The sequence below is a fragment of the Microcoleus sp. Pol12B3 genome, assembly GCF_036701355.1.
Lineage (GTDB): Bacteria > Cyanobacteriota > Cyanobacteriia > Cyanobacteriales > Microcoleaceae > Microcoleus.
Genome location: NZ_JAUBQS010000034.1, coordinates 50,206 through 70,613 on the forward strand (window position 1 = coordinate 50,206; position 20,408 = coordinate 70,613).

At 46.3% G+C, this 20,408-nt stretch carries 16 protein-coding genes; 8 read left to right on the top strand and 8 right to left on the bottom strand.

Annotation, left to right across the window (positions count from 1 at the left end; genetic code table 11):
- Positions 1–118: 118 nt before the first annotated feature.
- The 3 genes from hetR to QUA53_RS18080 form a co-directional block, all read right to left on the bottom strand.
- On the bottom strand, positions 119–1,024 hold the full coding sequence (gene hetR, locus QUA53_RS18070) for a heterocyst differentiation master regulator HetR (RefSeq protein ID WP_333077431.1): 906 nt from the start codon (positions 1,022–1,024) through the stop codon (positions 119–121).
- Between the two features lie 851 nt (positions 1,025–1,875).
- Positions 1,876–2,103, bottom strand: coding sequence for a heterocyst-inhibiting protein PatX (gene patX, locus QUA53_RS18075; RefSeq protein ID WP_333098936.1), 228 nt, complete (start codon positions 2,101–2,103; stop codon positions 1,876–1,878).
- A gap of 96 nt (positions 2,104–2,199) precedes the next feature.
- Positions 2,200–4,002 (bottom strand): FAD-dependent oxidoreductase, encoded by a 1,803-nt coding sequence (locus QUA53_RS18080; RefSeq protein ID WP_333098938.1) that lies wholly within the window; start codon positions 4,000–4,002, stop codon positions 2,200–2,202.
- A gap of 300 nt (positions 4,003–4,302) precedes the next feature.
- Between QUA53_RS18080 and cysC the strand changes: the two genes are divergently transcribed.
- From cysC to QUA53_RS18105, 5 genes are all read left to right on the top strand, one after another.
- Positions 4,303–4,833, top strand: a complete 531-nt coding sequence (gene cysC, locus QUA53_RS18085; protein ID WP_333098954.1) for an adenylyl-sulfate kinase — start codon at positions 4,303–4,305, stop codon at positions 4,831–4,833.
- A 37-nt stretch (positions 4,834–4,870) separates the two neighbouring features.
- On the top strand, positions 4,871–6,469 hold the full coding sequence (locus QUA53_RS18090; RefSeq protein ID WP_333098939.1) for an SLBB domain-containing protein: 1,599 nt from the start codon (positions 4,871–4,873) through the stop codon (positions 6,467–6,469).
- A 143-nt stretch (positions 6,470–6,612) separates the two neighbouring features.
- A complete protein-coding gene (locus tag QUA53_RS18095) occupies positions 6,613–8,937 on the top strand; it encodes a polysaccharide biosynthesis tyrosine autokinase (protein WP_333098942.1) in 2,325 nt (774 codons plus the stop codon).
- Between the two features lie 573 nt (positions 8,938–9,510).
- Positions 9,511–10,878, top strand: a complete 1,368-nt coding sequence (locus QUA53_RS18100; protein WP_333098943.1) for an NAD-dependent succinate-semialdehyde dehydrogenase — start codon at positions 9,511–9,513, stop codon at positions 10,876–10,878.
- Positions 10,879–11,022: 144 nt separating this feature from the next.
- Entirely contained in the window at positions 11,023–12,660 is a 1,638-nt protein-coding gene (locus QUA53_RS18105; RefSeq protein ID WP_333098945.1) for an acetolactate synthase large subunit, read from the top strand.
- Between the two features lie 1,193 nt (positions 12,661–13,853).
- Here the strand turns inward: QUA53_RS18105 and QUA53_RS18110 are convergent.
- Both QUA53_RS18110 and argB read right to left on the bottom strand, forming a co-directional pair.
- A complete protein-coding gene (locus QUA53_RS18110; protein WP_333248992.1) occupies positions 13,854–14,045 on the bottom strand; it encodes a DUF4926 domain-containing protein in 192 nt (63 codons plus the stop codon).
- A 234-nt stretch (positions 14,046–14,279) separates the two neighbouring features.
- The gene (gene argB / locus QUA53_RS18115; RefSeq protein WP_333034924.1) at positions 14,280–15,191 is read right to left on the bottom strand and encodes an acetylglutamate kinase; all 912 of its coding nucleotides are present in this window, start codon (positions 15,189–15,191) and stop codon (positions 14,280–14,282) included.
- Positions 15,192–15,441: 250 nt separating this feature from the next.
- Here argB and QUA53_RS18120 point away from each other — a divergent pair, with 250 nt between their 5' ends.
- The gene (locus QUA53_RS18120) at positions 15,442–16,233 is read left to right on the top strand and encodes an HAD family hydrolase (protein WP_333098948.1); all 792 of its coding nucleotides are present in this window, start codon (positions 15,442–15,444) and stop codon (positions 16,231–16,233) included.
- 98 nt (positions 16,234–16,331) lie between these two features.
- Here QUA53_RS18120 and mreD read toward each other — a convergent pair whose 3' ends face one another.
- The 3 genes from mreD to QUA53_RS18135 form a co-directional block, all read right to left on the bottom strand.
- Positions 16,332–16,901: a rod shape-determining protein MreD gene (mreD, locus tag QUA53_RS18125; RefSeq protein ID WP_333070244.1), complete on the bottom strand. Its 570-nt coding sequence runs from the start codon at positions 16,899–16,901 to the stop codon at positions 16,332–16,334.
- Positions 16,898–17,704 (bottom strand): rod shape-determining protein MreC, encoded by an 807-nt coding sequence (gene mreC, locus QUA53_RS18130; RefSeq protein ID WP_333098949.1) that lies wholly within the window; start codon positions 17,702–17,704, stop codon positions 16,898–16,900. Before mreC ends, mreD begins: the two co-directional genes overlap by 4 nt.
- Positions 17,705–17,791: 87 nt before the next feature.
- A complete protein-coding gene (locus tag QUA53_RS18135; protein WP_190738046.1) occupies positions 17,792–18,799 on the bottom strand; it encodes a rod shape-determining protein in 1,008 nt (335 codons plus the stop codon).
- A gap of 330 nt (positions 18,800–19,129) precedes the next feature.
- Here QUA53_RS18135 and QUA53_RS18140 point away from each other — a divergent pair, with 330 nt between their 5' ends.
- Both QUA53_RS18140 and QUA53_RS18145 read left to right on the top strand, forming a co-directional pair.
- The gene (locus tag QUA53_RS18140) at positions 19,130–19,489 is read left to right on the top strand and encodes a single-stranded DNA-binding protein (protein ID WP_333098950.1); all 360 of its coding nucleotides are present in this window, start codon (positions 19,130–19,132) and stop codon (positions 19,487–19,489) included.
- Between the two features lie 47 nt (positions 19,490–19,536).
- Positions 19,537–20,058: a tetratricopeptide repeat protein gene (locus tag QUA53_RS18145; protein ID WP_333098952.1), complete on the top strand. Its 522-nt coding sequence runs from the start codon at positions 19,537–19,539 to the stop codon at positions 20,056–20,058.
- The last annotated feature ends 350 nt before the right edge of the window (positions 20,059–20,408 follow it).

The window sequence follows — 20,408 nt, forward strand, 5'->3', positions numbered from 1 at the left end:
ATTAACGCAGTATTTTTCCACAGAAACCCGGTGTCTGCCTCGCGAGCTATCAGCTATTAATCATTAGTCATTAGTCTCCCGCAATCAACTCATGACTAATGATTAATAGTTAATCAAACTAAGCGTCGTCTTGCGGTCCAAAAACCATTTGTAAAATCATCGTCGGTTCGCCCCGCTTGTGATAGCGATCGGCCCAATTGCGAATAATTTCATCTAATTCCTCAAGGGCTTGGTCGAGGCGTTCCGGCGGAATATCCAAAGTCTCCATAATTCGCATCACATTCGGTTGTTTTTCCGCCCAATCCTTCATCAGCCGGAAATATCTAGCCGTATCCTCCACCATAGTAAATGTTCGCTCTTCCTGCTCTGCGGGAGAGTAAGTAGCGCGAGTGAGGGCATAAAACGGCATTCCCCAAGGAGAATCAATACGAGTAACTGTCCCAGAATAGATCAAGCGCCGCTTAATGTGTTCTGCTAGAGCTTCGCTCAAAGGCATTCGCCTTTCTGGAGACATATCTTCTTGCGATCGCCTGTGCAGAAACTCTATCAATTCCATAAACTGAAAAGAATTGATCAGTTGAGCGTCTGGCGGATTCGGAGGAATCTTGCCTTCGAGATATTTTTTTTCATCTACAGTCAAATTGTTTCCCGGAATGCGAGGGCGTCCCGGCATCCAACCATACTGTTCTAACCAGACATAAGGAAACTGAATCAAATACCTAGGTTCTTGCGAACCCAACATTTTCAGAAGTTTTCCCTGAGTCAGAGCTTCCCGGACTTCTTCAACAATCACCTTCACTCGTTTAGGCTCAATGTGATGCAAGTGTCCGGTCATCCGCAGGTTGTTGTCCTGCTCCATATAAGTCATATAAATGGCACACTTAGCCGCCGTTGCGGCCGCGTCTAGAAACGCCCCGTGCCTGTGCCCACTGGTTCTCATGGCGCTAAACGCCAGATATAGCATGATCTGATCCATTGCACTAGGGCTGAGGCTTTTGACCAGATCCAAAGAGTCATTTTTCATCACTATCCCCGAAATAGCCAAATTAGGAGGCATTTTGTTATCCTCCATTAAATTATTGCGAGAGCGCCGAATCAAGCATAGCCGACTGTCGCCGGAAAGCTTGCCAGCTACCCTAATATTCAGGTTAGTTAATTTCCCTGAGGTAACAGGGGCATGGGCTTAAAGGCTATCCACACCGCATAAGTGGTTCTTATTGGTGGCCAATTTAAGTAGATTGCTGCACCCTCTGCGCTGACAGTTTACCTATATAAGTTAGTTATCGCACGTTTATTATAGTGCAGCCGTTGAAAATTAAACCCTACCTGTGGGGGGGAGAAGGTAAATAACTGTTGCGCTCCCAGGAATTTGAGGCGACTCCGAGCTCCTAATTCTTGAATAGTCATGGATGCCGAAACCAAGTTCGATCTACTAAAATAAGGCTGTTGCATAATTGGGGGAAGATTTTGATGGTTTTGTGGGATGGGATCTCGTAGGCCGTCTGCTGTATTTTCACAGCAGGCGGGATACCCCACAAGAATCGTCCTCAAATTGTGCAATGCCAAAATAAGGCTTAGATCGCGAGGGATATCGGTTCAAAAACCCAGACGATCGGAGGCCTGTGGTTAGTTACTGTTTAATTGAAGCGTTTTCAATACAAAACCGCCACATACTAGAATCTATCTCTAGGCAGATGGCGGTTCCCCGTTTATATGCTAACATTTATCACACAAAAAAGAATCTCCTCAGAACTGTCCACAAAAAGTGCAGTTGTCGCTTAACCTGAAAAACTAGAATCCCAGAAAATCCGATCGAGTGCTCAAATGAACGGCCCGAAGCAACTCAGTTGTGGTAATCACTTGCGTCCAGTGCGATTAGAAATCTTGTAGCGGATGAGTGTAAACATTAGGCTCAGTAAAATTTCTGCGTCCGCTGCCCCTCTCAGGACCGCGCTCACCCTTTTGTTGAGTTTGGGCTGACAACATATATTGGGCGGTGGCAGTTGCGACAATGGGGAGCGAAGATTCAAAAGCTTGAGCGGCGCTGGCACTCAAGGTAATGCCCAACAGGCTCAGTAAAGCAATTGCAGTGTAGGTTTGCATGGGTAGTATCCGTGTCAGTGTCTATTACGTGATACGGACTTGCCCCGATCGATCAGGATAGATATCTGTGCAATTTTCGGATCTGTGCAAAAAACCTTACGTCTTCAATTCTACTGCTCCCGCCAGCAGCCAAGCGCCTGCCGAATTCAGCCTGCCCCATACTGTCAGAGGCTTTTCGGTTTCGCAATTGTGTAAAAATCTGTCGGTTTCCGAGTCCAAAGTCACGAGTTGCCAAGTTTGACCGGCTAAGGATGCAGGGCTTGTCAGCGTTAGTGTCCAGTCTTGTTCGCCGAGGCGGCGGAAAATGCCAGAAAATTGGCTGTGGGTATTTGCTGTTTGACTGCTTGGTTTCTCTACTGACTCCTCACATTCGCCGCTGGCGGGATATGCTTCAGGCCGATCGAGATAATAGCGCTGGCAATCGAGCCAGTCCGATCGCCCCCGTGTCAAATTAAATAAAGGAATAACTGCAGCACTCGCCTCGGAATCTTGCAGCAAAGCTTCCTGCAAAACTCTCACCGGCAACTCTCGCGGCTGACATCCAGATTCCGCGCACAAAGCCGCCGCCATCCCCGCCGCCTGTCCAATATTCATTACCGTCGGTTGCAAGCGAGTTGCACCGTTGGCGATGTGAGAGACGGAAATATTTTTTTCGCAGACTAACAAACCGTCTGTACTCGCAGGAATTAGGGCGCTGTAAGGAATGGTAAACGGAGTTCCCGTCCAGCGCCCCCCCCAGCGGATGGATTTTGGCTGCAAGGGAATGTCGCCACTGGGGTAGTGGTGGTCGTTGGCATAATTCCCGATCGCAATTGTTTCACAAATGCCCTGATAATTTATCGGCAACTTCGCGACTCTTCCACCGGCAATAGGCAAAATATCTTGTTCTCTGACTGTACTTATCCCTCGCAAGCGCCGACTTTCTCGGTAATAAGGATGTAAGGCAAAGGAAGAAAGAAGGGAAGAATTTTGTTGATTGTCGATCGTGGACATCGGGAAAATGTTCTGTGCTAAGCCGTAGCGGGGGCCGAGTTCCGTTTGAATGAAGCGGACAAAACTTTGAGTGTGCCACACACTTTCTTGCAGGAATTCTTGTCGAGATGCTTCAGATTTAATGAGTCGATCGACCCCTTCACCATAATCATTACCTCGAATCGGCCAATTAATCATCAACAATCCGCCCGGAAGCCTGCCGTAATTGAGAAATTGTTCGGGAGTGTAACTGTCCCAAGCACCGATAAATTGATCGGGATTGTCAATAGGCGGCGCGGGAATTTCTGGCCCGGCCACACCTTCGCCAAAATCCTGCATGATTGCCACCCAAGTCGGAGCTTGCACCGAATAGCTCTCTGTGAGATCATTAGAGGCGATCGGCGCGCTGGGTTCTCCCCACTCGGCTTGGAATTCCCAACCCCAGCGGTGTCCAACCTCCGCTAAAGCCAGCAAATCTCCCAATTCCGTTGCATCCAAAGTGATTTTGGCCGAAACCGTAAAATCTGCAAATTGAACGCCAGAAATGCGATCTCCTTCATACAGCACATCGTGAGCTTTTTGTCCCGAAATCCAGTGTAAGTTCGGCAAACATTTAACCCAATCAGCGAAAATTTCAGCACCGGTGCGGGGATCGTAAGTAAAAAAACTTACCCAGCCCCAATCCAAACCTCCCGGCTGTCGCTGCTGGAGTTCCCGCAAAAATGCGCCCCACAAACCGGTTTGAAAAGCTGCTAATTCATTGCCATCGGGGGCAGAAACGCCTGCTGCAGTCAGCATTCCTCCCAGCCAGGGGAATTCGCTTACTAAAATAGTTTTGGCACCTCGGCGGGCAGCTTGCACGGCTGCTGCGGTGCCGCCGGTGCCGCCCCCGACTACCAAAACATCTGCTTTTAAGACCGAAGACATGGGCAATACCATTTTAGATTTTAGATTAAGGCAATCGGGGCGCTACGGATAGATATTCGGCGTTGGCGATCGCGAAGTGAATTTTACTTTGTAAAGACTTGACAAATAATAAATGGGGAATTATACAACGAGCGCACACTTTTATTACTAAATGACTGCATGAGCGATCGCAACTTTTGATTTGTCATTGTGTGCGCGCAAATATTTGCAATTTGACAGCGCGAATAACGATAATAGAAAAAAGGGAACAGCATCTATAAAGTTTTACGTCTTAAAAGTTTCCGAGTTACTAATAAACGGCTGAAAATGGAAAAAGGTTTTATTTTGTGGTTCACCGGGCTGAGCGGTTCCGGCAAGACAACTATCACCAAAGCTCTGGAACCCGAATTGAAGGCAAGAGGTTGCAAAGTTGAAATATTGGATGGAGATGTCGTTCGCACCAACTTGTCAAAAGGTTTGGGATTTAGCCAAGAAGACCGAGATACTAATATTCGGCGGATTGGATTTGTAGCTCACCTGCTGAGCCGCAATGGAGTAGCCGTAATGACTGCAGCTATTAGCCCCTACAGAGCAATTCGCGACGAAATTAGAGCAATGGAGCCCAATTTTGTTGAAGTATATATCACCGCGCCGTTAGAAGTGTGCGAAGGTCGCGATGTCAAGGGACTATACGCTAAGGCCAGAGCAGGAGAAATTAAGGGTTTTACGGGAATTGACGATCCTTATGAAGAACCGCTCAATCCTGAGATTATTTGTTACACAGAGCGAGAAACTGTGGAAGAGAGTGTTAAAAAAGTTCTAAGCAACTTAGAAGAGTTGGGTTACATTTGATGGTGGCGGGGTAGGAAGCGGATAGGGGCAAAAGGCGATGGTGAGCAAAAACTATTCAAAATTCAATACTGTCAAAGGTTTCACGGTCAAATTTTTAACAGTGTCAGCGCTGGCTGCAGGTTCATCTCCGGGGATGGCTCAGTTTTTGCCTCCTCCTCCTGCTTTCTCTCCTCCTCCTCCTCCTCCTGGTTCTGCTGTTCCCGTACCCATGCCTCCTGTTCAGGGATTTCCGGCGATTCCGGCAAGTGAACCTTCAAGTGTACGATCGGAAGTTTACACTTTAGGCGCGGGCGATCGTATCCAAATGGACATCTTCAACGTCCCAGAATACAGCGGGCCCAACGGTCAACACCAAGTACAGGCCGACGGTTCCCTGAGTTTGCCGTTAATTGGCAGCGTTTCGGTGTACGGGATGACCCTAGAACAAGCTTCTAATGCTGTTAAAGACAAATACGGCAAATACCTCAAACGTCCTTGGATTACCCTCAAACTGCTGGCAGCGCGTCCTTTGCAAATTGCGATCGCGGGCGAAATTAACCGCCCCGGAGCCTATACAATATCCTCAGCAGCAGGCCCCGGAGGCACAGCAGAGCAAATGGGAACTCAAATGCCAACGATATCGCGGGCTCTGCGAATGGCCGGCGGAATTACGCAGTCAGCAGACGTGCGGCAAATCAAAATCCGCCGCCCCCAGCGCAACGCACCTGAACAAATTATTAGTGTGGATTTGTGGGAATTATTGCAAAACGGCGATTTGCGAGCAGATATGACTTTGCGCGACGGCGATACTATATTCATTCCCACTGTAACTAGCCTCAACCGCCAAGAAGCACCGACTTTAGCAGTAGCTAACATTACCGGACAAAGCACTCAACCAATTAATATTGCTGTGGTGGGCGAAGTAACTCGCCCCGGTACTTATACTTTGGCAAAAGAGGCTCAAAGTAGGGTACAAGAGAATGAAATGGGTGAAAATTCTGGTTTGTTTGCTGCCAGCGAAACCAACAGCGGGGAAACAGTTTTGCAGCAAACTGTAACGAGGGCAATTAAAATGGCCGGCGGCATTACGCCGGTAGCTGATATCAGACAAATACAAGTTCGCCGCCTGACACGGGCGGGTACAGAGCAAATTATTAATGTGAATTTGTGGCAACTTTTGGAAGGGAGAGATGTATCCCAAGATTTAGCGCTGCAACAGGGAGATACGGTAATCGTTCCCAAAGCCGAAGATATCGAGGGAACCCAAGATGAACAAGTGGCTAATTCTAATTTTTCACCTGATACGATTAAGGTGAACATTGTGGGAGAAGTCGTGAAGCCAGGAGCGATTGCGGTGGTTCCCAACACTACTTTAAATCAAGCGCTCGTAGCAGCGGGAGGTTTTAATAAAGCGCGCGCTCAAATGGATTCGGTAGATTTAATTCGCCTCAATCCTAACGGCACAGTTTCCCAGCTAACTGTTAAGGTTAATTTTTCTGCAACTGCCAATGAAGAAACTAATCCCAAACTAAAAAATAATGATGTAATTATGGTAAGGAGATCGGGTCGCGCTACGTTCTCGGATAATGTAGGGGGGACTCTTGCTCCTCTCAGCCCGCTGTTAGGAATATTTCGGTTGTTCGATATTTTTCGGTGATTTGAATAGACTGGCATTAACACGTCAGAAACCCGCTTTCTAGAAAAAATAGCGGTTTGGTAATGAAATATCTAGGAATCAACAGGTTTCCTGAAACTCCGCCAGCGGTACAGACGTTTAAACTAATAAGTTGTAGAAATCAAATGAAACCAGGGAAACAATCTCAAGTAGCACTGTTTAATCATAAAAAAGCCGCTGATCTGCAAAAAATTTCTTCCGGGCTTTATGCAGAAGATCAATTTTTAGGCAGAGAGAAAACCGAGGCAGAAGAGTTAAGTTTTTGGGAAGTTTGCCGCAGTCGCTCTATCTTAGTCATCGGCGTAGCAGCGGCAGTAACCACCGGGGTTTTCGCCTGGACACTGAATCAAAAAAACGAGTACGAAGGGCGCTTTCAATTATTAGTAGAACCCGCGGTTACGCAAAATACTTTAGCAAAAATCTACTCCGGTGAGCTGAAACTGCAACCAGCGGCCCCGGCGACCGAAGAAAAGGGCGGTTTTGACTACGAATCCCAAATTCAAGTTTTGCAAAGCCCGCAAGTAATGTCGCCGATTATTAAACAGTTGCAGGCTAAGTATCCCGAAATAAATTACAGCTACCTCTTGAACCAAAAAGCAGATAATTTGCCGTTTTCTCAAGAAACCAGGCTGTCAATTAATCGCTTCAAAAATACCAAGATTATCGAAGTTAGATATCGGGATTATGACCCGAAAAAAATTCAGTTTGTTTTGGAAAAAGTTGCGCTTGGCTACCGCAACTACAGCGTGCAAGATACCACAACTCAAATTAGTCAGACTCTGGATTTTGTGAAATCGCAAATTCCCAACCAGCGAAAGCGTCAACAAGCTCTGCAAACAGAAATTCAAAAGTTGCGGCAGCAGTACAATTTCATAGATCCGCAAATTCAAACCCAACAACTCGCGCAGCAAATCAGCCAACTTCAAACGCAAAGATTGGACGCGCAAACGCAGCTCAATCAGCAGAGATTGCTCTATTCCAATCTGCAAAATCAGCTCGGACTGAACCAGAAGCAAGCGCTGATGGCCTCGGCTCTGAGTCAAGCTCCCCGCTATCAAGCGATGCTGACTCAATTGCAGCAATTAGAAGGGCAAATTGCGATTAACTCGGCTACGTTTACAGACGAAACTCCGCAAATGCAATTGTTGCGAGAACAGCGCAAAAACCTGATTCCTTTATTGAAGAAAGAAGCCCAACAGGTTCTGGGAACTGATTTGGCTAAGGTAAATTCGCAAGTGCTGGCTTTTCAAGATCCGGTTCGGATTAAGTTAATTGAGCAGTTTATTGGTACTGCTAATTTAATTCAGGTGCTGGGCGTGCGGAATCAAGTTTTGGAACAAGCTGCTAAGCAGTTGAATCAATACTCTCAAGGATTACCGGTGATTTTGCGGCGCTATTCGGATTTGCAGCGCGAGTTGGATTTGACTAACAATACGCTGAATGGTTTGCTGGCAAAACAGCAAGCTTTGCAGCTTGAAGCTGTGGGCAAAAAAGAGGTGGCTTGGGAAGTTATTGCTAAGCCGGAAATTCCGCGTTACAAAAATGGCGAGTTGATGGCTGTTGCTCCGATTATGCCTTTGAATTTGGCTTTGGGGGGATTGGCTGGTTTGCTGTTTGGTATGCTGGCGGCGCAGTTGGCGGAACGGTTTAAAAATAAAACGGTGTTCCAAACTCCAGAGGATGTCAAACAGTCGATTCGCCTGCCTTTGTTGGGGGTAATTCCTGCTAGCGATAAAATTTTGAGACTTCCTCCTGCTGAGACAAGCCCGGTGGATGTGGCAATTTCGCCGATGCCGACGGATGCTTTTCAAGAAGCTTTTCGATCGCTCAATGCGAATATTCGCTTACTCAACCTTGATACTCCCATCAATTCTTGTGTAATTACTTCTTGTCAAGTAGCTGATGGCAAGTCTACTGTAGCAGTCAATCTGGCGCGGGCAGCAGCAGCAATGGGCCAGCAAGTGCTGTTAGTTGATGCGGATTTGCGGCGCCCGCAGGTACACGAAATGCTGGGTTTACCGAATTGGCAAGGCTTGCACAATGCGATCGCGGATGATGTGGATGTGCAACAGTTGATTTTGCGATCGCCCCGCGATGAAAATTTGTTTGTGTTAACTTCCGGCCCGGTTCCTCTCGATCCCACAAAGGTGCTTTCTTCCCGAAAAATGCCTCATTTAATGGCAACTTTGTCAAATCATTTTGACTTAGTTATTTACGATACTCCACCGCTTTTAGGTTTGGCGGATGCGAATTTGTTGGCGGCTCACACTAACGGATTGATGCTGGTAGTGGGGCTGCATCAAACTGAGCGGGAGGCGCTGTTGTTGGCTTTTGAAGATTTAAAAATGGCTGGAATTCCGCTGTTGGGAATGGTGGCGAATAACGATAAAGGCAGCAGGTATTACTATCAGTCTTACGTGCAGGATTACGTCCAGGAACAGTCTGTTTGAGGGAGAGGAATTGAGAAATGTGTAATGGAACAGGCCGTCGGGTCTGTTCTTGAGAATGCAAGGCGGGCGTGACACCCGACAAGATATTTCATCCATCTTGCACCATTAGTTGTGAATAAAGCTGTCATATCAATTCCGGTTGCACTCCTCCGGAATAGTTGACTGTTGACTCTTGACTCTTGACTGTTGACTGTTGACGGGCGGGTCGAAAAACTGAATGGTTGAGTTTTAACTGTTGACTCGATTTTATTATTCCGATGCAACCGAAAACGATATCAGGGGCGGGGGGGACGCCCCACAAAAACATTTAACTTTTGTGGAACAGGCCGCCTCGCCTGTTCTTGAGATTTGTGCGTGATTTCAGAAAGACAAATTTTCTTAAGATTTGCGATCGAGACTCTGAACTATAATTAAAAATAGAGAAATTTAAACAAATCGCGGCACTTGCAACTTGGCAAGACCTGAAAGAAAACGTGGCCGGTAAATTCCTATTTTGTAATACCTTGATACAACTCCCTGCCTAGGCTGAAAACTAGCAGGGAGTTTTGTGTTTTTCACACAGGAGATGAAACAATGGCTATTGCTACTATCAACCCGGCAACGGGAGAAACGCTGAAAACTTTTGAGCCGATCGCGGATGAGGTGATAGAAGCTAAGCTGGAATTAGCACAGCAAGCTTTTAAAAAATACCGCCAACTGCCGTTTGAGCAGAGATCTCTGTGGATGCAGAAAGCAGCAGATATCTTGGAGCGCGATCGCGAAATTTACGCTGAAATGATGACCCTGGAAATGGGCAAAACGCTCAAATCTGCGATCGGCGAAGTGGAAAAATGTGCCTTAGTTTGTCGGTATTACGCCAAAAATGCCGCTCAATTTATGGCAGATGTACCGGCAACCACTGACGCTAGCAGCAGCTTTGTCCGCTACCAACCGCTGGGCCCTATTTTAGCCGTCATGCCCTGGAATTTTCCATTTTGGCAAGTTTTTCGGTTTGCGGCGCCAGCACTGATGGCGGGCAATGTCGGCTTGCTCAAACACGCTTCCAACGTGCCTCAGTGCGCTTTGAAAATCGAAGAAATTTTTACGCTTGCTGGCTTTCCCGAAGGAGTTTTTCAAACTTTGTTAGTCGGCGCCGACAAAGTAGCCGATATCGTTGCGGACGATCGTATAAAAGCAGCAACTCTTACCGGTAGCGAACCAGCGGGTGAAAGTTTGGCAGCAAATGCGGGGAAAAATTTGAAAAAAGTAGTGCTGGAATTGGGAGGGAGCGACCCATTTATTGTGATGTCCAGCGCCGATTTAGCAGCAGCTTTATCAACTGCTGTGACATCCCGGATGCTCAATAACGGTCAATCTTGCATCGCCGCCAAACGCTTTATTTTAGCAGAAGAGATTGCCGACGAATTTATCACAGGATTTGTCGAAAAATTCGAGCAATTAAAAGTAGGCGATCCGATGTTGCCCGAAACCGATATCGGCCCTTTAGCTACTCCCGCAATCCTCCAAGACTTGGACAATCAAGTACAAACTTGCATCCAATCGGGAGCAAAACTTCTGACAGGTGGCCGCCCATTGTCAGAGAAGACCGGCAATTTCTACTTGCCAACTATTCTGGCAGACATTCCGCCGAATGCCTCTGCCCGTCAAGAAGAATTTTTCGGGCCTGTAGCTTTAGTATTCCGAGTTGCAGGCATCGATGAGGCCATCGAACTCGCAAATAGCACATCTTTTGGCTTGGGTGCGTCAGCTTGGACTACAGTAAACTCAGAGAGCGATCGCTTTATTTCCGAACTAGAGGCCGGCGCGGTATTCATCAACGGTTTAGTAAAATCCGACCCGAGATTGCCCTTCGGTGGCATCAAACGCTCCGGTTACGGACGCGAATTGAGCATCCAAGGAATTCATGAATTTGTTAACATTAAAACAGTGTGGGTGAAATAAGCTCCCACTCTATCAACCGATCGCACAAATCTACATAAGTCTGCGTTTATCTGCGTTTACCTGCGGTTAAAAATGTCCGTATAGTATTTTTGCGATCGGTTGAAAAAGACCAAAAACCCCCATTAACCGAGGAGAGAAACGGAAATGAACACAGCTCAACTATTGGTGAAATGTTTAGAAAATGAAGGCGTCGAATACGTCTTCGGACTTCCCGGAGAAGAAAATTTAGAAATTCTAGAAGCCCTGAGAAACTCTTCAATTAAATTTATTACTACTCGTCACGAACAAGGCGCGGCTTTCATGGCCGACGTTTACGGTCGTCTCACCGGCAAAGCCGGCGTTTGCTTGTCCACCTTGGGTCCAGGCGCAACTAACTTAATGACAGGAGTGGCTGACGCCAATTTAGACGGCGCTCCTTTAATAGCAATTACCGGACAAGTCGGCACAGACAGGATGCACATAGAATCGCACCAATATTTAGATTTGGTTGCCATGTTTGAGCCAGTTACTAAGTGGAATGCTCAAATTGTTCGCCCCAGCACGACGGCAGAAATTGTCCGCAAAGCCTTTAAAGTAGCTCAAAGTGAAAAGCCCGGAGCAGTTCACATTGACTTACCTGAAAACATCGCAGCAATGCCTGCTGAAGGAAATCCGCTCACCAAAGACAACCGCGAAAAAACTTTTGGCGCTTACCAAAGCTTGAATAAAGCTGCTGTGGCAATTTCTAAGGCTAAAAGTCCTCTGCTTTTAGTAGGAAACGGCGCGATCCGTGCTAACGCCAGCGATGCTTTGACACAATTTGCTACTCGATTGAATATTCCCGTAGCTAATACTTTCATGGGCAAAGGTGTAATTCCTTACACTCATCCTTTGGCACTGTGGACGACGGGACTGCAAAAACGGGATTATATTAGCTGTGCTTTTGAAGAAACGGATTTAGTGATTGCTGTTGGCTACGATTTGATTGAATATTCCCCGAAGAAGTGGAATCCAGAAGGAAAAATTCCGATTATTCATATTGGATCTTTGCCAGCAGAAATTGACAGCAGTTATATTCCTCTTATAGAAGTTGTGGGAGATATTTCTGATTCCCTCAATGAAATTTTGCAGCGTGCCGATCGCATGGAGAAAGTAGACCCTTTTGCTAAGCAATTGCGGGCGGATATTCGCGCTGGGTACGAACAATATGCAGCCGACGACGGTTTCCCGATCAAGCCACAAAAACTCATTTACGATTTGCGGCAAGTCCTGGGCCCGGAAGATATTCTGATATCTGATGTGGGAGCTCACAAAATGTGGATTGCGCGGCACTATCATTGCGATCGCCCGAATACCTGTCTGATTTCTAACGGATTTGCGGCGATGGGAATTGCGATTCCGGGTGCGGTGGCGGCAAAACTCGTTTATCCCGATCGCAAAGTAATAGCAGCCACCGGCGACGGCGGTTTTATGATGAACTGCCAAGAATTAGAAACTGCTTTGCGAGTCGGTACTAATTTTGTGACGCTGATCTTTAATGACGGCGGTTATGGGTTAATTGAATGGAAGCAGCAAGATTATTTTGGTCATTCAGATTTCGTCAAATTTGGCAACCCTGATTTTGTGAAATTTGCGGAAAGTATGGGTTTAAAAGGCTATCGAGTGGAATCTGCAACAGATTTAATTCCGATTCTGAAAGAAGCCCTTGCTCAAGATGTTCCTTGCGTTATTGACTGTCCGGTAGACTATCGGGAAAATGCGCGTTTCAGTCAATTATCGGGGGATATGAGTTGCAATTTGTAAGTTAAGCAATGAGTAAGATCCTGTCCGGCTAAAGCAACATAAATTCAGTTGGGGCGGGTCGCAGTACCCGCCCCACAAGAACATTAATTTTTAGTGTCGGACTTAGTGTTAAATACTTCATCTAGATTGGAGTTTAGACTAAGCATAAATTGACTCCTGGTTACCGGAGTGAGATGTTAGTGAATTTAGAAATAGTTTTCAAGGTTAAGTTACGACTTTTGGTGATTTTTGGAACCGACCTTTAGCCTTTTTAATCACGGGATAGCGGCATCTTTGAGTACGAAGTTTACCTTCTGGGCATCCGGCACAATTTCCTCGACGTTTGGGAGCAACAGTGGGAGTCCCAATCCTGATTAAAAGTGGAAGAATCGATGGTGCAACCCTTCCAGGAGTCAATCCAGGAAGGGTCTTTTGCTAGGGAAGACGAATTTCCCTCACTACATCTTTAGACTTCTTGAAAAACCATCAAAGCCTCTGTATAGCTAAGCTCTAGGTCGTAAATGCAATCATCCTAAATTAGCTATAGCGATCCTTGCAGGAGTTGTAAATTTTCACCCCACCCCAACTCTCCCCGAACCCAAGGGGAGGGAGTAAGAAATTCACAAATGATTTAGGATTGCTATAGCAACTGAATATAAACGGTCTCTTGCAGATGTTCGTCGTGAAGGCAAAGCCTGGTTTCGCTGCTACTTTCAGTGAGGCAAAAGACATGAAAATTCGATAATCTCAAGGTCAAAGTGTATGGAACCATTCTGAGGGTTGGTGCTGCGATCCTCTTGACCCCATACCGCCCGGTCATATTGCCCTAGCCGTTGAAGCGACGGATATGGCACTTGTAGACTGGGATATCGAAGAAATTGGGGAAAAGGCAGGTTTTGATATTCAGTACAAAACACGGGAGTGAATGACTCGAAAGATTCATCTTTAACTTGTGTAACTCAGGCAAGTCGGCATTTATGAGGATTGGTCAAAGCTCGATCGCGATTTGGAAGTTTTGATTGCAGCCGACATCCCCTGTCATTTAAAATACTGACTTCGCACGATGACATCGATATGAAGCCTGTCACCCAATACCTCAAAGCAGTTTCCTAATGTTTTGGGTGTAGCGCAATTGTTCTTTTTCCTAAAGTACGCGCGTGCAAAGCTATCCCGTAGCGAATCGCCATTATCTAACTTCTATCCCCCTCGCTTTACTAAGCAACTGCCAGTTCATATTGCAGAACTAAAATTTCATCAGCTTTCAACATAGCCATAGCATATTCACTCCCTTGACTATCAGCAAACTCCAGTAAATACTGACATTCCTTTCCCGTATCATACACTTCAACAATAGTTCCCACAAGTCTAACTGGTAAACTAGAAATAGATGCGTATTGTGGTTCCACTAGCGCTAATCGCGTATTTGAAATCGGCTTAAGAATCGCAACAGAATCCAAAACTCTCAAGTGTGCGATCGTAGTTTAAGAAAAGCTGAAATCCAACAACGGTTAGAATTAGTTGAAGTAAGTTCCCAGAAGTACCTTTTCAAGGTTTTTAGGGGCAGGTTTAGTTGGATATACGCGATCGCAGCGAGTTTACCCATTTCACGCACCCGCCCTCCCCACGCTAGGATTTACGCCTTACTTAGGCCTTAAGTTCGCGCTGCTAAACTCAGAAGCCACAATCATCGACCCAATCCCCGCATCCGTAAAGATTTCTTGCAGCAAAGCATGAGGAATTCGACCGTCAATAATGTGAGCACCCTTCACACCCTGAGCCAAACTCCGCACACAACAATTAACTTTCGGAATCATCCCCCCAGAGACAACTCCAGACTCAACCAACTCTCTTGCTTCTTGAATATCTAACTTAGCAATCAGACTATCCGGCTTGTGATAATCCTCTAAAATTCCCGCAGTATCAGTCATCAAAATCAACTTTTCTGCTCCCAAACCAGCCGCAATTTCCCCAGCTACCGTGTCAGCATTAATGTTGTAAGATTGACCGTTTTCATCGGCTGCCACGCTCGACACCACCGGAATATAACCGCTGTTCACCAAAGACTCCAAAATCTGGATTTTCACGCCGCTGACTTCACCAACAAATCCAATTCCTTCCCGGCCATCTGGACGAGCTTGAATCAGATTCGCATCCTTGCCACACAATCCCACTGCTTTGCCACCAGCTTGGTTGATTAACGAAACAATTTCCTTATTTACTTTCCCCACCAAAACCATTTCTACAACTTCCATTGTCGCCGCATCAGTCACTCTCAAACCATCCTTAAATTGCGGCTCAATTCCCAATTTTTCCAGCCAAATATTAATTTCCGGGCCGCCGCCGTGAACCACAACCGGACGCATCCCCACGCAAGCTAGCAGCACAATATCCCGAACCACCTTGTCTTTGAGATTGCTATCTTTCATCGCCGCACCGCCATATTTGACCACTATGGTGCGACCGGCAAAGTGTTGAATGTAAGGCAGTGCTTCGGACAGCACCTCTACTCGATTAGTGTCCGAATTCCTAACAAAATCGCTTTGTTTGAGCATGGGTAAATTACAAAAGACTAAAAACTTAATTCTAAACTTTAATGGCTAAAGCACATATTAACAGCCACAAAAATCACTTTTTCCCTGAATTTTATCGACGCGCAGGCTTGCTCTATCGCCTTTCTTGAGCCCCATCCTCAAAAAATTAATAGGTTTTTTTAATGAAATCATTAAAATTTTTGTATTATAACTTATACATTTTTTGCTACAGTCGAGAAATGTATAACTCCCTTGATTTACTTAACGTTTTATGTTAACTGCTGTCGCCCAAGACTCCGAAAACCTTCAGTACAAGCTACCATCAGAGGCTGACTCGTCCCCCCGGATGACGGTATTTTGCGATTTAGACGGGCCCATAGTCGATGTGTCCGATCGCTACTATGCCACCTATCAACAGGGATTGACCGACACTCAAGCAGCTTATCTTACTAGGGGAATCAACCTCAACCTTCAAATCCTCAGCAAACAGCAGTTTTGGCAAATGAAACAAAACCGAGTACCCGATGCTGAAATCGCTAAAAGTTCCGGCTTGTCGGGAGAAGAAATTCACGTTTTTCTTGGATGCGTCAGTCAGATTGTCAATCAGCCAGACTTGTTGCACTTAGATCGCATCCAGCCGGGAGTACAATGGGCGATCGGACTCCTGCACTCCCGCGGCGTGCGGCTGATTTTAGTCACCCTGCGACCGAGAAATCAAGCCGTTCAACTGTTACAAAATTACGGTTTAGCCAGACTGTTTACCAGCATTCGCGGAACTCAGATGGCGGATGCCGCCTATCACAACTATACAGCCTTAAAAACTGAATTGTTGGCTGAAGTTGCAGAAGAATTTGAGTCATCGCTGGGTTCGGCTTGGATGATCGGAGATACAGAAGCAGACATCCTCGCAGGCAAAGCATTGGGAATAACTACAATTGCCGTTACCTGCGGAATTCGTAGCCGCTATCAACTGCAAAAGCACCAGCCTAATTTCATTCTCAGCGATTTGATTATTGCCGTTCATCACTTATTAGGTTCGGGCCAACAAGTAATAGTAGAATGAGTACAGTTAACAGTAATTAGTGAACAGTTAACTGTTGACTGTTCACTGTTGACTAAGGAATAAGGACTAATGACCAATGGCTGATAACTAATCGCTGACTAAGGTTTTTCTACATTCTTGGTCATTTCCCACAAGCGATTGAGAGGAAAATAAATCACCGGGGCCCACAGACTGCTAAGAATAGCAGAACACAAAGCCACTCGCTGGTGATAGCTCCAAATTTCCAGTAAAGCCCGATCGCCCATAGAAAAAAATTGCAGCCCCATCACCGTTTCCGCTACCACCGCCATCCCAAACACAATTAACGCGATCGGGATCGGATCTCTCTCAACAATATCTACCGGAATCGACCAGGTTTTCTGCAAAACAACTGTTAAGACTCCTACAACCACTAGACTGACAGCATGGGTGGGATGAGGAGCCGTCATCGCATCTTGAAGGAACCCCAAAACCAAGCCCATGCTAGCAGCTCCCCAAACTGTACGTTTCCGCTTAATACTCCAAGCTACCAACCAAATTAACAGCCAGTTCGGTCCAATTCCCAGCAATTCCATTCCCGGCATCCGAGTGGGCAATATCAGTATGCACAGCATCACAGATAGAAATGTAACTGCGAAGTTGAGAAATTGGCGCGATCGCGGCGAAGACATCCGAGATAAAGCTTTCATTGTTGCTGTGCTCCCTCAGATGGTGCAGAAGATTGATTCTGCGAATCCTTTGGTTCGACTTGCTTAGAGTGGGGGTAAACCACCGCCCACTCCAGAGCATTCATCGGTGCAGAGAACTCAACCACAGCTTCTGGAGCCGGAGTTTTATTCATATCCACCGAAACCACTTTTCCCACCGGCAAACCAGGAGGGAACAACTGACTGTAAGAAGAAGTTGAAACCACATCCCCAGGCTTGACATTGGGAACATTCTCAAAAAACTCCATCACAGCCTGATTTCCGCCTTTCCCGCGCATAAAACCCATGTGGCGACTGCGGGTAATTCCCACACCCAATTGACTCGTAGCGTCGCTGACTAACAGCACCAAGCTAGTATTAGGAGTAACGCTGACAACCCTGCCGACTAAACCGCCGGGGCCCATTACAGTAAAATCTGTTTTAATGCCATCGTTACTGCCGCGCCCCAAGGTTACTTGCTGCCACCAGTGGTCGGCGCTGCGACCGACAATAGGAGCTACAATCCCTGCTGGTTTCTTAGCCGAAACGTAACCTAAAAGCTCTTTTAGCTTCTGATTTTGATTTTCTAATTCTAATAGCTGCGCTTGCAATTCTTGAGTTCGCGCCGAGATGAGTTCCTCTTGCCCAGAGCCGTTGGCATGAAACGGACGAGTCACCCAATTGTAAACTTCAAATACAGCAGCACCTTGTGTTTGTCGAACTCCCCAAGCGGCAGTTACAGCTAAACCTAAAAGAGCAATTTGCAGCCGCAGATCCCACCACTTTCGGAATGTATTTTTTAGCATAATTTCAGTAATCTAAAATTGTTATGTCAGGATTTTAGATTTGAGATTGCAGCCGTATTTCTAAATCCACAATCCCAAATTTGTTAACTACATATTGCGCGACGACTGCCCGCTGAAAACCCGTTCCAACTGTTTGTTTTCTAATACCCTACCAGTTCCCAAAACCACGCATGACAGCGGATCTGCTGCCACGTGAGTGACAATTCCTGTTTCGTGACTGATCAGAGTATCTAAACCTTTCATCAGCGCGCCACCACCAGCCAGCATAATTCCCCTGTCAATAATATCTGCTGCTAATTCAGGAGGGGTGCGTTCCAAAGTACGCTTGACAGCTTCCACAATTACTGAAAGCGGTTCCGACATACTTTCCCGAATTTCTGGGCCTTTGATAGTAACAGTTCGCGGCAGACCCGACAGTAAGTGCAAGCCCCGCACTTCCATCATTACATCGTCATCCTCTGGAGTTGGATATGCAGAACCCACCTGAATTTTAATTTCTTCAGCAGTGCGTTCGCCGATGACCAAATTGTGAACTTTTTTCATGTATTGGACGATCGCCTCATTGAGTTCGTCGCCGGCTACCCGCACAGACTCACTGATCACCGTACCTTGCAAACTCAAAACCGCAACTTCCGTCGTACCTCCGCCTATATCTATAATCATATTGCCAGTTGCCTCAGCAACAGGCAGTCCAGCCCCGATCGCTGCAGCGATGGGTTCATCAATTAACCGTACTTCTCTAGCACCGGCCTGAGTCGCCGCCTCAATAACAGCACGCCTCTCTACTCCGGTGACACCGCTGGGGATGCCAATAATTATCCGCGGCGAAACTAAGCTTCGGCCTTCGTGAACTCTGCGGATAAAAGTCTTAAGCATCAGTTCTGCCGTATCGAAGTCTGCAATTACCCCGTCGCGAAGCGGGCGCAGTGCTATGACATTCCCTGGCGTGCGGCCGAGCATTTTTTTTGCTTCTTCTCCAACAGCCAGCGGTATTTTTAAATCTTGGTCGATCGCTACTACAGAAGGTTCCTGCAGAACAATACCTTTGCCCGATACATAAACGAGCGTGTTAGCAGTACCGAGGTCGATACCCATATCTCTAGATAACGAAAATCGATTGAGAAGACCCACTGATTCGTACCCCCCCCAAAAACTAAAATACTATTGTGTGCAATAATGTTGTTACAAAAGTGTAACCGAGGTGGATTCTATTACGTTTTTCATCCTGAGTCTAGTCAGAAATGTACATTGTCGAGCTCAGGTTGAGCGCAGACTTGCCAATCATCCACCATCAATATGTTCTGCTAACTGGGTGTACAATCAGGATGAAGCCTCACAAGCGTTGTTCCAAGTTCAGTTTGGAGGCTAATGCGCGTGTGGACTGTTTAACTACATCACCGATCGACCACATTCCCAAAAAAGTTTATGAGTCTTAATGTTGTGACTTTAGTAGGCCGCGTCGGCGGCGACCCGGACGTTAAGTATTTTGAGTCGGGTACAGTTAAGTGTAGTTTGACGCTGGCAGTGAATCGCAGAACCAAGAACAGCGATCAACCAGACTGGTTCAATCTGGAAATCTGGGGCAAAACAGCGCAGATTGCTGCTGACTACGTTCGCAAAGGCTCTCTAATTGGCGTAACAGGCTCTTTGAAGTTCGATCGCTGGCAAGACCGCAATACAGGTTCAAATCGCTCGAAGCCGGTAATTAAGGTAGACCATTTAGACTTGCTGGGTTCCAAACGCGACAACGAGTCGGGTATGCCGCAACACAACAGCGAATTCTAGCGTTTGGGGAATTTGGGAATTAATATTTGTGAATTGGGTGGGTGCTCGTGACTTCAGAAAAGTTAGAAATTGTTCAAACTGAGTATCAAGCTGGGCAAGTAGCTTTTGAGAGTGGCCGATATGCTCAAGCTGTGCAGAGTTTAGAAACAGCTACCGGTTTAGTCGATCGAAATTCGCGGTTGGGCGGTGAAGTGCAGATGTGGCTAGTGACAGCCTACGAAGCCTCTGGCAATACAGAAAGGGCGATCGAGCTTTGCCGTGCGCTCACCCGCCATCCCCGCCAAGAAACCCGCCAACAAGCAAAGCGCTTGCTGTTCATTCTCGAAGCTCCCAAACTCACTATCCCTCCTGAATGGATGGTGAAAATTCCTGATTTGGCGGCTTTAGATGAAAATCAATCAATCAGTTTTCAAGCTAATCCGAACCCTGATATCAAGTACGCTAAACCCAAGCCAGTCGTACCAGAGCCGATAGATTTGAGTCAGGTTAATACGAAAGATAATAGGTTTATCTGGGTGGCGTTAATTGCGATCGGGCTAATTTTAGGTGGCTTATTTATTAGTTATTAATCATTTTTTCATTCGCACAAACTCTATCTCTAGGGTGCACCGAGGCTTACCTAACCCCTACTGAGAGAAGTTAAGCAATGCCTTTTAGTAACTATAAAAGTAGCAGCGCGGTCGCGAAATAATTCAAAATTAGTTGCCTATAGGATAATTTTATTCTCGAAACATAATTTGCAGTCAGCGAAGTTTTTCAGAATGAATTAGAATTGATTTTCAATGACGGAGTATTTTACCACTCGGAAATCGCCATTGGTGAAAATATCATTTATCCTGTATTAAAACCCACATTCCGCAGATGTGGGTGGAATTTTTTTATCAGTTGTGAAAAGTTGGAACCCCAAAGTTTTTCCGTT

Bases quoted from the DNA above. Each gene is read 5' to 3' on its own strand.
- hetR (WP_333077431.1), bottom strand. From the start codon at position 1,024: ATGAAAAATGACTCTTTGGATCTGGTCAAAAGCCTCAGCCCTAGTGCA.
- patX (WP_333098936.1), bottom strand. From the start codon at position 2,103: ATGCAAACCTACACTGCAATTGCTTTACTGAGCCTGTTGGGCATTACC.
- QUA53_RS18080 (WP_333098938.1), bottom strand. From the start codon at position 4,002: ATGTCTTCGGTCTTAAAAGCAGATGTTTTGGTAGTCGGGGGCGGCACC.
- QUA53_RS18090 (WP_333098939.1), top strand. From the start codon at position 4,871: ATGGTGAGCAAAAACTATTCAAAATTCAATACTGTCAAAGGTTTCACG.
- QUA53_RS18095 (WP_333098942.1), top strand. From the start codon at position 6,613: ATGAAACCAGGGAAACAATCTCAAGTAGCACTGTTTAATCATAAAAAA.
- QUA53_RS18100 (WP_333098943.1), top strand. From the start codon at position 9,511: ATGGCTATTGCTACTATCAACCCGGCAACGGGAGAAACGCTGAAAACT.
- QUA53_RS18105 (WP_333098945.1), top strand. From the start codon at position 11,023: ATGAACACAGCTCAACTATTGGTGAAATGTTTAGAAAATGAAGGCGTC.
- argB (WP_333034924.1), bottom strand. From the start codon at position 15,191: ATGCTCAAACAAAGCGATTTTGTTAGGAATTCGGACACTAATCGAGTA.
- QUA53_RS18120 (WP_333098948.1), top strand. From the start codon at position 15,442: ATGTTAACTGCTGTCGCCCAAGACTCCGAAAACCTTCAGTACAAGCTA.
- mreD (WP_333070244.1), bottom strand. From the start codon at position 16,901: ATGAAAGCTTTATCTCGGATGTCTTCGCCGCGATCGCGCCAATTTCTC.
- mreC (WP_333098949.1), bottom strand. From the start codon at position 17,704: ATGCTAAAAAATACATTCCGAAAGTGGTGGGATCTGCGGCTGCAAATT.
- QUA53_RS18135 (WP_190738046.1), bottom strand. From the start codon at position 18,799: ATGGGTATCGACCTCGGTACTGCTAACACGCTCGTTTATGTATCGGGC.
- QUA53_RS18140 (WP_333098950.1), top strand. From the start codon at position 19,130: ATGAGTCTTAATGTTGTGACTTTAGTAGGCCGCGTCGGCGGCGACCCG.